12 protein-coding genes are annotated in these 14,056 nt (G+C 72.5%); 1 reads left to right on the forward strand and 11 read right to left on the reverse strand.

Features of this window, described 5'->3' with window-relative positions; genetic code table 11:
• Window positions 1-24 precede the first annotated feature (24 nt).
• From ACMCNO_RS28035 to rimO, 5 genes are all read right to left on the reverse strand, one after another.
• Entirely contained in the window at window positions 25-882 is an 858-nt protein-coding gene (locus tag ACMCNO_RS28035) for a PspA/IM30 family protein (protein WP_412752444.1), read from the reverse strand.
• Between the two features lie 332 nt (window positions 883-1,214).
• Complete coding sequence (locus tag ACMCNO_RS28040; protein WP_412752445.1) at window positions 1,215-1,649, reverse strand: helix-turn-helix domain-containing protein; 435 nt, start codon at window positions 1,647-1,649, stop codon at window positions 1,215-1,217.
• Between the two features lie 157 nt (window positions 1,650-1,806).
• Window positions 1,807-2,268, reverse strand: coding sequence for a CinA family protein (locus tag ACMCNO_RS28045; RefSeq protein ID WP_412753830.1), 462 nt, complete (start codon window positions 2,266-2,268; stop codon window positions 1,807-1,809).
• Window positions 2,269-2,314: 46 nt separating this feature from the next.
• Entirely contained in the window at window positions 2,315-2,929 is a 615-nt protein-coding gene (pgsA, locus tag ACMCNO_RS28050; RefSeq protein ID WP_412752446.1) for a CDP-diacylglycerol--glycerol-3-phosphate 3-phosphatidyltransferase, read from the reverse strand.
• Window positions 2,926-4,392, reverse strand: coding sequence for a 30S ribosomal protein S12 methylthiotransferase RimO (gene rimO / locus ACMCNO_RS28055; protein WP_412752447.1), 1,467 nt, complete (start codon window positions 4,390-4,392; stop codon window positions 2,926-2,928). The genes pgsA and rimO overlap by 4 nt, the downstream gene beginning before the upstream one ends.
• 166 nt (window positions 4,393-4,558) lie before the next feature.
• On the opposite strand from rimO, the gene ACMCNO_RS28060 reads away from it, so the two are divergent.
• The gene (locus tag ACMCNO_RS28060; protein WP_412752448.1) at window positions 4,559-5,776 is read left to right on the forward strand and encodes a hypothetical protein; all 1,218 of its coding nucleotides are present in this window, start codon (window positions 4,559-4,561) and stop codon (window positions 5,774-5,776) included.
• Here ACMCNO_RS28060 and ACMCNO_RS28065 read toward each other — a convergent pair.
• From ACMCNO_RS28065 to thyX, 6 genes are all read right to left on the reverse strand, one after another.
• On the reverse strand, window positions 5,762-8,314 hold the full coding sequence (locus ACMCNO_RS28065) for a DNA translocase FtsK 4TM domain-containing protein (RefSeq protein WP_412752449.1): 2,553 nt from the start codon (window positions 8,312-8,314) through the stop codon (window positions 5,762-5,764). The genes ACMCNO_RS28060 and ACMCNO_RS28065 overlap by 15 nt on opposite strands.
• A 42-nt stretch (window positions 8,315-8,356) precedes the next feature.
• Complete coding sequence (locus ACMCNO_RS28070; RefSeq protein WP_412752450.1) at window positions 8,357-8,773, reverse strand: DUF2784 domain-containing protein; 417 nt, start codon at window positions 8,771-8,773, stop codon at window positions 8,357-8,359.
• Window positions 8,774-8,942: 169 nt separating this feature from the next.
• Window positions 8,943-10,406 carry a S1 family peptidase gene (locus ACMCNO_RS28075; RefSeq protein WP_412752451.1) on the reverse strand — a complete coding sequence of 488 codons (1,464 nt, stop codon included), beginning with the start codon at window positions 10,404-10,406 and terminating at the stop codon, window positions 8,943-8,945.
• A gap of 113 nt (window positions 10,407-10,519) precedes the next feature.
• Window positions 10,520-12,208, reverse strand: coding sequence for a ribonuclease J (locus ACMCNO_RS28080; protein WP_412752452.1), 1,689 nt, complete (start codon window positions 12,206-12,208; stop codon window positions 10,520-10,522).
• Entirely contained in the window at window positions 12,205-13,128 is a 924-nt protein-coding gene (gene dapA / locus ACMCNO_RS28085; protein ID WP_412752453.1) for a 4-hydroxy-tetrahydrodipicolinate synthase, read from the reverse strand. The genes ACMCNO_RS28080 and dapA overlap by 4 nt, the downstream gene beginning before the upstream one ends.
• Window positions 13,129-13,277: 149 nt before the next feature.
• A complete protein-coding gene (thyX, locus tag ACMCNO_RS28090) occupies window positions 13,278-14,021 on the reverse strand; it encodes an FAD-dependent thymidylate synthase (protein ID WP_412753831.1) in 744 nt (247 codons plus the stop codon).
• Between the last annotated feature and the right edge of the window lie 35 nt (window positions 14,022-14,056).

Consider the following 14,056-nt stretch of genomic DNA (forward strand, 5'->3'; position numbering starts at 1 on the left):
ATCTCCGGGCAGCCTGCGCGGCGTTCAGCCGGCCGCGCTGGCGTCCCCCCGCTTCGCGTTCATGCTGGCGCGGATCTCGTCGAGGCGGGCGACGCTGGCCGGGTCGGCAGCCGGCGCGGCCTGCTCGACCGCGGGCTGGGGCTGGGCCCCGCCCAGCTTGTCGCCGGACATGCTGGCCCGGATCTGTTCGAGCCGGGAGGCACCCGCCAGGTCGAGACTCGACTTCTGCACCTCGAGCATCCGGCCCTCGACCGAGTTGGCCGCCAGTTCGGCGCGCCCCATGGCGTTCGCGTACCGCTGCTCGATCTTGTCGCGCACCTCGTCCAGGGACGGGGTGTTGCCGGGGGCGGCCAGCGAGGACATCGACTCCAGGGACCGGGCGACGGTCTCCTGCATCTTGGCCTGTTCGAGCTGGCTGAGCAGGCGGGAGCGCTCGGCGATGCGCTGCTGCAGCACCATCGCGTTGTTCTCCACCGCCTTGCGGGCCTGCCCGGCGGCCGACAGCGCCTGGTCGTGCAGGGTCTTCAGGTCCTCCATGGCCTGCTCGCCGGAGACCAGCTGAGTGGCCAGGGTCGTCGCGGTGGCCTCGTACTTCTGCGCCTCCGCCTCGTCACCGCCGGCCCGCGCCCGGTCGGCGAGCACGAGGGCCTGCCGGGCCATGCCCTGCAGCTTCTCGACTTCGCTCATCTGCCGGGACAGCTTCATCTCCAGCTGCCGCTGGTTACCGATGACCGCGGCGGCCTGCTGCACCAGCGCCTGGTGCTGCCGTTGCGCGTCCTCGATCGCCTGCTGGATCTGGACCTTCGGGTCGGCGTACTCGTCGATCTTGGCGCCGAAGAGCGCCATCATGTAACGCCAGCCCTTGACGAACGGGTTCGCCATCTCGCGGTATCCCCTCAATGTCACCTGGTCGGACACGCCATCGACGCCGGTCTGATCCGCTGCGTGGCGCGAGCTCCATGGTGTCAGCTCGGTGCCACCGGCGTCACGTGACCTACGGGGGATCTCAGGGCCATCCCTTAGCGCTGGGGTCCCCGCTACGAGGCTACGCGCCGCGGACCCCGCTGGCGAAGGCCAGGCTCGCACCGCCGCGCGGCGCGGCCGGAACCGCCGTGGCCGTCGCGCGGCGCGACGGCACGCTGGCACATCGTGCCGACGGCGGGCGGTGAGCCCGGGCCCGCGGCGCGGTCGACTCCGGCGGGGGTGGGCGGTCGTCAGGCGGCGTAGATGACGTCGCGGTCGCGTTTGCGGGTGGCGCGCAGCGTGGCCTTGAGCGGGGTCTCCTGGTGCACGGAGACCGACACCGCCCCGTCGGTCGCCACCTGGCGCACCGCCGCGTCCGCGGGCGCGGCCTGGGCCGGCGCGACCGAGGTCGCCTCGCCACCCTCGACCGGCACGAGCACACCCTGCATGCCTTCGGCCAGCTCCAGGGTGCTGCTCACCTCGCGCAGCAGCTCGGACAGACGGGCACCCAGGGCGTCACAGATCGCGGCCAGCAGCTCGCTGGACGCTTCCTTCTGACCGCGCTCGATCTCCGACAGATAGCCCAGGCTGACGTTGGCGGCGGTCGACACCTCACGCAGCGTGCGGTGCTGCCCCTGCCGGCGCGCCCGAAGTGCGTCACCGATCACCCGGCGTAGCAGGACCATGACACCTCCTCCTGCGGCGGGGCCGCCGGCACACGCCGGAGGCTTCCCGCAACCGTACCCGCTGCCGGCCACGCCGACATCCCGCCCCGCCGAAAACCGGGGTACCCCCTGTCACGCGGTCCGTGCCACGTTTCCGCCCGGGCAGACATTCCGCAGGTCAGGCCCGGGCCGGGTCGGAAACCGCGCGCAACGAATCGACGAGCATGTTCAGTACCACGGTCACGGTTTCGGTGCGGACCCGCTCGCGCGGCCCGGTCAGACGCAACTCCCGGACAGTCGCGCCGCGCGGACCGGCGACCGCGACATAGACCAGGCCCACCGGCTTGCCGTCCTGCGGCTCAGGGCCCGCCACCCCGGTCGTGGCCACGCCCCAGTCGGCGCCGCACCGCTGCCGGACACCGTCGGCGAGAGCGCGGGCGACATCCGGATCGACCGGCCCCCGCGCGTCCAGCAACTCCTGCGGCACGCCCGCCAGGCTGTGCTTGAGGTCCGTGGCATACACCACCAGCCCACCGCGGAACACCGCGCTGACGCCGGGGATCTCCACCACGGTCGCGGCCACGAGCCCACCGGTCAGCGACTCGGCCGAGGCCAGCGTCTCACCCCGGTCGACCAGCATGTGCACGGCCGCGGCAGCGGCGACCCGGAGATCCACGGGGCTGAGTCTAGTCGCCGCCGGTGACCGCGCCGGCACCCGCCGCGCGGCGCAGGCGCACCGCCTGCACGACGTAGTCGACCCCGGTCACGAGCGTGACCGCCACGGCCGCACCCATCAGCCACGGGCCGACGGCCACCAGCGACGGCGGCATCGGCCACAGGTACCAGGCGATCGCGGCGATCTGCAGGGCCGTCTTGACCTTGCCGCCCCGGCTGGCGGGGATCACGCCGTATTGGATGGCCCACAGGCGCAGGGCGGTGATGCCCCACTCGCGCACCAGGATCAGTACGGTCACCCACCAGCTCAGCTGGTCGTACGCGGACAGCAGGACCAGCGCGGTGCCGGTCAGCGCCTTGTCCGCGATCGGATCCGCCACCTTGCCGAACGAGGTCACCAGGTGGAACCGGCGGGCGATCCACCCGTCCACGAAGTCCGTCGCGGAGGCGAGGCAGAACACCAGGCAGGCCGCCATCCGCCAGCCCGGCTCGGTCATCTCGGACGCGACGACCAGCACGAGGAAGACCGGCACGAGCACGAGCCGGATCGCGGTGAGCAGGTTCGCCGCGTTGTACAGGCTGACCCGCCGCGGCGCGGCGGTGACCGGCACGGGCTCGTTCGTCACCGCGCGGCCGTCGAGGCCGTCGGGGCCGCGGAGATCATTTCGACCGGTACGGCCACCAGGTCGACGCCCTCGGTGCCGGTGACCCGGGCCCGGACGAGGTCGCCGGGGCGCAGCGCGGCCAGGTCCACCCCCGCGTCACCGGCCACCAGCGTGGTGGAGCCGTCCACCTCTGGGGCCTGGTGCTCGGCGCGGCCCTCGACCTCGCCGTCCGCGATCGAGTCGACCAGCACCTCGACCAGCGAGTCCAGCCGCTCCTCGGCCCGCTGGGTGCACAGCTCGTCGGCGAGGGCGCTGATCCGGTCGTACCGTCGCTTGACCGTGTCCGTGCGGACCTTGCCGGGCAGGCCGGCCGCCTCCGTGCCGTCCTCGTCGCTGTAGTCGAAGACCCCGATCGCGTCGAGCCGGGCGTCGGTCAGGAAGCGGACCAGCTCCTCGACGTCGCCGCGCGTCTCGCCGGGGAAGCCGACGATGAAGTTGCTCCGCGCGCCCGCCGCGGGGGCCAGCGCCCGGGCGGTGTCGAGCAGCTCCAGGAAACGCTGCGTCGAGCCGAAGCGGCGCATCCGGCGCAGCACCGGCTCGCTGGAATGCTGGAAGGACAGGTCGAAGTACGCCGCGACCCCGGGGGTGGTGGCGATCGCCTCGACCAGGCCGGGCCGGGTCTCGGCGGGCTGCAGGTAGCTGGCCCGCACCCGGACGATGCCCTCGATCGCGGCCAGCTGCGGCAGCAGCTTCTCCAGCAGGCGGGGGTCCCCCAGGTCCTTGCCGTACGACGTGCTGTTCTCGCTGACCAGCACCAGTTCGCGGACGCCGGTCTTGGCCAGCCACTCCGCCTCGGCCAGCAGCTCCTGCGGGTCGCGGGAGACGAACGCGCCCCGGAACGCCGGGATGGCGCAGAACGCGCACCGCCGGTCGCATCCGCTGGCCAGTTTCAGGCTGGCCACGGGGCCGGAGTCGAGGCGACGGCGCAGCACCTGCCGCAGGTGGGCGGGGGTGTGCTCGTCGACGGTCGCATGCCCGGGCACGACCACCGGGGCGGCCTGCCGGTGCACCGGCGTAAGCGGGAGCAGCTGGCGGCGGTCCCGGGGGGTGTGCGCGTCGAAGCTCTCCCCCGCCAGCACCCCGTCGAGGCGGGCCGCGATGTCCGGATAGTCGTCGAAGCCGAGGACCGCCTGCGCCTCCGGCAGGCTGTCGGCCAGCTCCCGGCCGTACCGTTCCGCCATGCAGCCGGCCGCGACCACCTTGGCCCCGGTGTCGGCGGCTGCCAGCAGGGTGTCGATGGAGTCCTGCTTCGCCTTCTCCACGAAGCCGCAGGTGTTGACGAGCACCACGTCGGCGCCGTCGGCGTCGGTGCTGACCTGCCATCCGCCCGCATCGAGGCGGGCGGCGAGTTCCTCGGAGTCGACCTCGTTGCGGGCACAGCCCAGGGTCAGCAGGGCTACGCGGCGGGCGGGAGTGGCGGACACCCCGCCAAGGTTACCGGTCGGTGGTGACCAGCCGGTCCACCGCACGGGCCGTGCGACCGCACTGCCCCGGGTGGCCGTGCCGACATCGTCCGGTAACGCCGTCGACGACCGGTGTTCAGCGCGGCCGGTTACCGTCGCCGCCGGCAATGGGCGACGAGGGAGATCGATGCTGCGCGAACGGGTACGGCGGCTGCGGGCCGTGCCACCGGCGGAGTTGCTGCTCATCGCGGTCCTCGCGGGGTTGGCACTTGCCGTGCGGGCGGTGGGCCGCCACGAGTACACGCCGGACATGCGGATCTTCGCGGTCTGGTACGCCAAACTCCAGGCGGCCGGGGGCCTGCGCGGGCTGGGCGAGCCGATCGGTAACTACAACGCGCCGGTGCTGTACCTGCTGGCGCTGCTGACGTACGTGCCCGGCCCGCTGGTGATCAAGGCCAAGGCGATGTGGCTGGTGTTCGACGCGCTGCTGGTCTTGTTCACGTACCGGATCGTGGCCCTGCGCCACCCCGGCTGGCGGGTCCCGCTGCTGGCCGCGTTCGTGATGGCGTTCCTGCCCACCGTGGTGATCAACAGCTCGTTCTACGGGCAGTGTGACGCGATCTGGGGCGCTTTCGGCCTCGGTGGGGTGTACTACCTGTTGCGCGGGCGGCCGTGGTGGGGCGTGTCGCTGTGCGCGGTGGCGCTGGCCTGCAAACCGCAGGCGATCTTCCTGTTCCCGCTGCTCGGACTGCTGGCCCTGGCGGGGCGGCTGCCGTGGCGGACCCTGCTGGCCGTACCCGCGGTGCTGGTGGTCCTGGACCTGCCCGCGATGCTGCTGGGTCGCGATCCGGTCGACCTGCTGACCCTGTACAGCCCGGCCCGGCAGGCCCCGTGGGTGTCCGCGCTGACCTCCAGCGCCGCGTCCGTGTACGCGTTCCTGCCGGTGACCACCCGCCTTCCCGCGGTACGGGCACTCGGCGACGTGTTCGCGGCCGCCGTGGTCACCGGCGTCTGCTGGATCCTGGTGGCCACCCGGGCCCGGCTGGATGCCGCGCGGATCGTCACGGCGGCGGCGTTCTTCGCGATGGTGGTGCCGTGGCTGCTGCCCGGCATGCACGAGCGTTACTTCTACCTGGCGGACGTGCTGACCGTGGTGCTGGCGTTCCTCCGGCCGCGGCTGTGGTTCGTGCCGCTGCTGGTGCAGGTGGCCTCGTTGCCGTCGTACCTGCCGTTCCTGTTCTTCGACACCCGGCACGGCCCGTTCGTGGATCTCAAGGTCCTCGCCGCCTTCATGTTCGCGGCGCTGCTGATCACCGGGCACGCGCTGCTGGCTGATGTGCGGGCCGCCCCGCCGCTCACCATTCCGGCGCAACGGCGCAACACCGAGGAGCTAGTCGACGCGTAGCGCGGCGAGGGTCTCCTCCAGCTCGTCCGGCTTCACCAGCACGTCGCGGGCCTTCGAACCCTCGGAGGGCCCGACGATGCCCCGGGTCTCCATGAGATCCATCAACCGGCCCGCCTTGGCGAAGCCGACCCGCAGTTTGCGCTGCAGCATCGAGGTGGAGCCGAACTGCGACGTGACGACCAGCTCGATCGCCTGGATCAGCACCTCCAGGTCGTCGCCGATCTCCTCGTCGATCTCCTTTTTCTTGTCCGGCGGCGCGGCGGTCACGTCCGGCCGGAACTCCGGCTCCCGCTGGTCCTTGCAGAACTTGACGACGGAGGCGATCTCCTTCTCGTCCACCCACGCGCCCTGGATGCGGATCGGCTTGGACGCGCCCATCGGCAGGAACAGGCCGTCGCCGCGGCCGAGCAGCTTCTCCGCGCCGGGCTGGTCCAGGATGACCCGGGAGTCCGCCAGAGAGCTGGTCGCGAACGCCAGCCGGGACGGCACGTTCGCCTTGATCAGGCCGGTGACCACGTCGACCGAGGGCCGCTGGGTCGCGAGCACCAGGTGGATGCCGGCGGCCCGGGCCAGCTGGGTGATGCGCACCACCGAGTCCTCGACGTCGCGCGGGGCGACCATCATGAGGTCGGCCAGCTCATCCACGATCACCAGCAGATACGGGTACGGCTTCATGACCCGTTCGCTGCCCGGCGGTGCGGTGATCTCGCCGGTGCGTACCTTGCGGTTGAAGTCGTCGATGTGCCGGACCCCGTTGGCGGCGAGGTCGTCGTAGCGCATGTCCATCTCGCGCACGACCCAGTCGAGGGCGTCGGCCGCCTTCTTCGGGTTGGTCACGATCGGGGTGACCAGGTGCGGGATGCCCTCGTACGCGGTCATCTCGACCCGCTTGGGGTCGACCAGCAGCAGCCGCACCTCGTCCGGCGTGGCCCGGGTCAGCAGCGACACGAGCAGAGAGTTCAGGCAGGAGGACTTGCCCGCCCCGGTGGCACCCGCGATGAGGATGTGCGGCATCTTGGCGAGGTTCGCGACCACGAAGCCGCCCTCGATGTCCTTGCCGAGTGCGACCAGCATCGGGTGGTGGTCCGCGGTGGCGGCGCGCGAACGCAGCACGTCACCGAGCGCGACATTCTCCGGGTCGGTGTTGGGGATCTCCACGCCGACCGCGCTCTTCCCCGGGATCGGGCTGAGGATCCGCACATCCGGGGACTTCACCGCGTACGCGATGTTGCGCGACAGCTGGGTGATCCGCTCGACCTTGACGCCCGGGCCGACCTCGACCTCGTACCGGGTGACCGTCGGGCCCCGGGTGAACCCGGTGACCGCCGCGTCGATGTTGAACTGGTCGAACACCCCGGTCAGCGCAGCCATGATCTCGTCGTTGGCGCGGCTGCGCGTCTTCGCCGCCGGACCCGTGCCGAGCAGCTTCGGCGGCGGCAGCCGGTAGTCGCCCTCCACCGCGGAGATGTCGAGCTGCTCGGCCCGCGTCGGCGGTACCGGCGAGTGCTCCGGCGGCTCCGGGGCCTTGCGGCTGGCGGGCAGCTTCCCGCCGCGCGGCAGCGCGACCGTGTCGTGCACGATCGGATCGTCGTCGCCGTCCGTCTCCTCCGGACCGAGACCCAGGTCGGCCAGGGAACCCTGGCGGCGCCGCGCGGGGCGCCTCGGTTTCACCGGCGCACCGCCGTCCTCGTCGGACTCCAGGCCGGGCTCGGCGTCCTCCGGTCGCAGCTCCGGGGCGGGAGAGCGGCCCAGGATCATGTCGGCCAGCAGCATCAGGCGTTCGGGAATGCGGCTGATCGGCGTCGCGGTGATCACCAGCAGGCCGAACAGGAAGAGCAGGATCAGCAACGGTACGGCGACCCACGCGGTCACCGCGCGTTCCAGCAGGGCGCCGACGCCGTACCCGAGCAGGCCGCCCGCCTTGGTGATGCCGACGTCGTCGACGGGCTCCCGGGCGATGTGCAGCAGGCTCGCGGTCGCCATGAGCAGCGCGCCCCATCCGACCAGGGAACGGCCCCGGTGTTCGGGGTCGGCGGGCTGGCGCATCAACCGGACCGCGCCGTACAGCAGCAGCAGGGGCAGCAGGGCGGCGAGGCCGCCGAAGAACAGGCGTACCGCGTCGGCGAGGCGGGCACCGACCGGACCGGCGCTGTCCGCCCACACCGCGACGCCGACCAGGATCGCGAGGCCCAGCAGCAGCAGGCCCGCGCCGTCGCGGCGGTGCTCGGGGTCGATGTCGCGGGCGGTGGCGGCCTGGCGGCCGACGCCCCGGGCCGCCCAGCCGACCCCGTGCGCCACTCCCATCCACAGGGCGGCGAAGCCCTTCCCGACCCCGGTGGCGAGCGCCGCGCCGACGCTGGGGCGGCGGGCCGTGCTGCGGGAGCGGGACGCGGTCCGGCCCTTGCCGGCGGCCGCGGTCTTGCGGGCCGGGGTCTTACGGGCGGCGGTCTTGCGGGCGGCCGGTTGGCGCGCGCCAGCGGCACCGCGTGGGGTGGACGCGGCGCGGCCCCGGCTCGCCGGAGGAGTACGGCCCGCCATGTCAGCCACCGTAACGGCAGCGCGCAGGTGTGCCCAGCAGGCTCACCGTGACCGGCATTCACTTTCGTCACGCACGGCCGGGGCATCGACGGCGGACTGCGCGGCCCGGCGGCGGGCCAGCCGCACGCCCAGGCCGACCCACGAGGTGAGCACGATCAGCGCCACGACGAGCCGGGCGGCGGCCTCGTGGCCGTGCGGGTAGAAGACGCCCGCGACGTGGTTGTCCAGGAATCCGCCCACTCTGGGCGGCTCGCCCAGTGCCTCCCGGCCGCGATCCTCCAGCCAGGTCAGCGGGCACAGGCCGTCGAACACCACGATGGCCAGCAGCCACAGCGCGCAGGCGGCATGCAGCCAGATGGTGCGGGGCCGGCGCCAGGCGAGGAAGCCACCGAACACCCCGTACGCGAGGAACGCGAAATGCACGCCCACCGCAGCGACGACGAGGATCCGATAGCCCACGAACCAACGGTAGCCGCCGGCTCGCACCCGGCCCGGCCTGCGCGGACGCTGCGGGACCGCACATCACCCGGGCTGACCTGGCCGGCGACAGCGGCCACGAGCCGGGACATGGAGCTGCCCGCGTCGGACGGAGGAAGACCGACGCGGGCAGCTGTCCCGAGAGGCGGCGTCAGCCGTTCTGGCGGTGGTGGCGGCGGTGCCGGCCGGTGGCGTTGGCCTGCTGCTGGCCGTCGCCGGCCTGCTGCCCACCGGCCTGCTGACCGTTGTCGCCGGCCTGCTGACCGTCGCCCTGCTGGTCGCCTTGCTGGGCACCGCCCTGCTGGTCACCGCCCTGCTGGTCACCGCCCTGCTGGTCACCGCCCTGCTGGTCACCGCCCTGCTGGGCGCCACCCTGTTCAGCGCCGCCGTTGGCCGGCGGGTTGTCGGCGCCCTGGGCGGGCGGGGCTGCTGCTCCACCCGCGCCGCCGGTCGTCACCAGCGTGACGCCGTTGCGCTGGAGGATCTCGTTGACCGGCTGGAAGAAGGTCTCGCCGCCGACCGTGCAGTCACCGGACCCGCCGGACGTCACGCCCTGGGCCTGGTCTCCGGTGAGCCACGGTCCGCCCGAGTCGCCCCCCTCGGCGCAGGCGTCCGTGCGGGTCAGGCCGGTGACCGCGCCCTCCGGGTAGTTGACCGTCTGGTTCTTGGCCAGGATCGTGCCGCAGTGCAGCCCGGTGGTGGAGCCGGAACGGCAGACCGCGGCGCCGACGGGCGCCTCGGAACTGCCCGCGACCGGCAGCGCGTTGCCGTTGAAGTCGTCGATGAACGGCTGGAACGTGTCGGCGTTGTCGACCCGCACCACACCCATGTCGGCGTTGCCCGGGAAGACGGACGCCACGGTCACGCCCGACTCCTGCTGGTTCAGGTCCGCGGTGGCGTCGCCGCGCTTGCCACAGTGCCCGGCGGTGACGAAGCCGCCCTCGACCGCGAATCCGATCGAGCACCGGGCGGTGCCCCCGGCGACGCTGATGAAGTACGGCTGGGCGCCGATGACGTCGGCCAGCGGCTTCGGCCGCGACCGGGTCGTGACGACCTTCACCGCGTCGGCGGGCAGGCCGGCGTCCGCCGCCAGGTCGCGGGCCTGGGCTGCCCCGCCCGGCAGCGCCTGTACGGCGATCTTGTTCGAGGCCACGTCCACGTACCAGCCGGGCAGGGCCCTGTCCGCGCGGGTGGCCGCGGCGTCCAGCGCCTTCTTCGCGGCGTCGAGCTGGGCCGCGCTGCGGTCGACGACCTTCGCGGAGGCGCCCGCGGCGCGGGCCCGGGCCGCCATCTGCGCGTCGGTCACGGCGACGTTGAGGGTCATGCCACCGTCGGTGAGCCACGAACCCGCCCACGTCGACCCGGCCTCGGTACGCAGCTGGGCGGTCACCCCGCTGGCCCACTTCGCCCGCTGGACCATCGCGGTGGCGCGGTTGGCGTCGACGCCGAGGTCACGCTTCATTGCGGCCAGTAGCTGCGGGGCCACGCGGCTCGTCGTGCGCGGCGCGGCACCGGGCGACGCGGTCGTGTCCGCCATCGACGGCAACGTGAACGCCACCGCCGCTCCCGCTGCCGTCAACGTCGCCGCGATCGCGACGACCGTTCTCCGCTGCATCCGTAACTCCCCTCGCCTCGCGCGCCGTTGGAACGACGCCGTGCACCGAGATACGGAAGGGAGCTCGAAACGGTTGAAGAAATCAGATATTCATCGGAAACAATGCCGGTGCGTCACACCTCGACCACGGTGGGCACGATCATGGGGCGGCGACGGTACGCGTCGTTCACCCAGCGACCGACCGTGCGGCGGACCACCTGCTGCAGCTGGTGGGTGTCCGTGATGCCGTCCTCCGCGGCCCGGTCCAGGGCGGCCGTGAGCAGCGGAAGCACCGCGTTGAACGCCTGCGGGTCCTCGGAGAAGCCCTTGGCCGCCACGGTCGGCTCGCCCACCACCTTGCCGGTGACCGAGTCGATCACGACGGTGGCCGAGATGAACCCGCCGTCGCCGAGGATCCGGCGCTCCGTGAGCAGGGATTCGCTGACGTCACCCACGGCCAGGCCGTCCACGTACACGTAGCGGTTCTTGAGGCGGCCGACGTGGCGGGCATGGCCCTCCACGAGGTCGACGACGTCGCCGTCCTCGCACAGCACCACCCGGTCGGGCGCCACCCCGGACTCGATGCCGAGCTGGGCGTGGGCGCGCAGGTGCCGCCACTCGCCGTGCACCGGCATGAGGTTGCTCGGGCGGACCACGTTGAGCAGGTACAGCAGCTCACCGGCCGGAGCGTGACCGGAGACGTGCACCTTGGCGGTGTCCTTGTGCACCACGGTGGCGCCCGCGCGGGCCAGCTGGTTGATCACCCGGTAGACCGAGGTCTCGTTGCCGGGCACCAGCGAACTGGCCAGCACGACCGTGTCGCCGGGCTCGATGGTGATGTGCCGGTGGTCGCCGGTGGACATGCGGCCCAGGGCGCTCATCGGCTCGCCCTGCGAGCCCGTCGACATGAAGACGATCTCGTCGGGGGGCAGGGTGGTGGCCTCGTCCAGGCTGACCATCAGGCCGTCGGGGATGTGCAGCAGGCCCAGCTCGCGGGCGATGCCCATGTTGCGCACCATGGAGCGGCCGATCAGGGCGACCTTGCGGTCGTATTCGTACGCGGCGTCCAGCACCTGCTGCACCCGGTGCACGTGGGAGGCGAAACTGGCCACGATGATGCGGCCGCGCGCCTTGCCGAAGATCGCGCCGATCACCGGCCCGATGTCGCGTTCCGGGGTCACGAAACCGGGGATCTCGGCGTTGGTCGAGTCCGAGAGCAGCAGGTCGACACCCTCGGCGCCGAGCCGGGCGAAGCCGGCCAGGTCGGTGATCCGGCCGTCCAGCGGCACCTGGTCCATCTTGAAGTCGCCGGTGTGCAGGATCAGGCCCGCCGGGGTGCGCACGGCCACCGCGAGGGCGTCCGGGATGGAGTGGTTGACCGCGAAGAACTCGCACTCGAACGGTCCGAGGCGTTCGCGGCGCCCCTCCTTCACGGTCAACGTGTACGGGTCCAGCCGCCGCTCGGCCAGCTTCGCCTCGACCAGCGCCAGCGTGAACTCCGAGCCGACCAACGGAATGTCCGGCTTGTGGGCCAGCAGGTACGGCACCGCCCCGATGTGATCTTCGTGACCGTGCGTGAGCACGATCGCCTGGACGTCGTCGAGCCGGTCCAGGATCGGGGTGAAGTCCGGCAGGATCAGGTCGACGCCGGGCTGCTCCACGTCGGGGAAGAGCACCCCGCAGTCGACGATGAGCAGCTTGCCGTCGTACTCGAAGACCGTCATGTTGCGGCCGATGGCGCCGAGGCCGCCCAGCGGGATCACCCGCAGCGCGCCCTCGGGCAGCGGCGGGGGTGGTTCGAGTTCCTGGTGCGCGTGGCTCACGCAGTTTCCTCAGTGGTGTCGGGGGCGAGGGGTAGTCCGGCCGCCGCGGCGTCGGAGATCAGCTGGTCGGTTTCGGCCCGGCTGGCGTCGACCAGCGGCGAGCGGACCGGTCCGGCGGGCAGCCCGCGCACCGTCAGCCCGGCCTTCACCAGGATGGTGCCCGGGGACCGGAAGATTCCGGTGAACATCGGCAGCATCCGCTGGTGCACCGCCAGCGCGGTGGCGACGTCACCGCGCTCGTAGGCCCGGATCATCTCCTGGGCCTGCGCGCCGGTGAAGTGCGTCGACGTGCCGACCAGGCCGATCCCGCCGACCGCGAGCAGCGGCAGGGTGGTGGCGTCGTCGCCGGAGTAGTAGGCCAGGTCGGTGCGGGCGAGGACCCACGAGCTCGCGGCGAGGTCGCCCTTGGCGTCCTTGACCGCGACGATCCGCTCGTGCTCCGCGATGCGGCACATCGTCTCGGTGGCGATGGCGATACCCGCACGGTGCGGGATGTCGTAGACCATCACGGGCAGCCCGGCCGCGTCGGCCACCGCCAGCAGGTGCCGGGCGACGCCCGCCTGCGGCGGCTTGTTGTAGTACGGCGCCACGACCAGCAGTCCGTGCGCCCCGGCCTTCTCGGCGGCGCGGGCCAGCTCGATCGTGTGGGCGGTGTTGTTCGTGCCCACGCCCGCGACGACCTGGGCCCGGTCGCCGACCGCCTCCACGACCGCCCTCAGCAGGGTGTCCTTCTCGGCGTCCGTGGTGGTCGGCGACTCGCCCGTCGTCCCGCTGATCACCAGAGCGTCGTTGCGCTGCTCGTCCACCAGGTACGCCGCCAGCTTCGCCGCACCGTCCACGTCGAGGGAGCCGTCCGCGGCGAACGGGGTGACCATGGCCGTCAACAGCCGCCCGAAGGGGCGCGCGGGGTCGTGCGTCATACCCCCAACCTATCGGACGGCCCGGCAGGCGTGCCGGGACCTCGACCCTTGCGGGGACCCACCCGGGCAGGAGATCGCCTTCGGGGCGGCAACGCCGCAGGACCGCCCCGGGCGTCGGCCCGGCCGACGGCGCGCCCGCGGGCGCCGGGTCAGCCCTGGGCCGCGTACGGGCTCGCGGCGACCTCCGAGCCGTCGGGCAGGGTGGAGATCACAAAGTCGGCGAACACGTTCGGTGCGACCTGCTGGAGCTGGCGCAGGCACTCGATCGCCAGCTCACGGATCTCCACGTCCGCGTGCTCGGTGGCCCGCATCGCGACGAAGTGCCGCCAGGCGCGGTAGTTGCCGGAGACGACGATGCGGGTCTCGGTCGCGTTGGGCAGGATCGCCCGGGCGGCCTGGCGGGCCTGCTTGCGCCGCAGGGTCGGGTTGGGCTCGTCGGCGAAGCGCTGCTCCAGCCCCTCCAGCAGCTCGTTGTACGCCTGCAGGCTGGCGTCGGCGGCGGCCACGAACTTCTTGTGCAGCTCCGGGTCGTCCGCGATCACCGCGGGCTCGACCATGGCGGCCTCCCGCTCGGGCACGTACCGCTGCGAGAGCTGCGAGTACGAGAAGTGCCGGTGGCGGATCAGCTCGTGGGTGAAGGAGCGGGACACCCCGGAGAAGTAGAAGGACACCGTGCCGTGCTCGAGAACCGACAGGTGCCCGACCTCGAGGATGTGCGCCAGGTAGCCCGCGTTGGTGGCGGTCGCCGGGTTCGGCTTGCGCCAGGACTGGTAGCAGGCCCGGCCGGCGAACTCGGCGAGCGCCTGCCCGCCGTCGGCGTCCGTGCTCCAGGCGACATCCTCCGGGGCCTCGAAGTGGGTCCAGGCGATGAGCTTGACCTGCGGCGAGACGATTTCCGGCACGGGGGGCGCTCCAATCAGCGACGGGT

Source organism: Krasilnikovia sp. M28-CT-15 (assembly GCF_047159595.1).
Classification (GTDB): Bacteria; Actinomycetota; Actinomycetes; order Mycobacteriales; family Micromonosporaceae; genus Actinoplanes.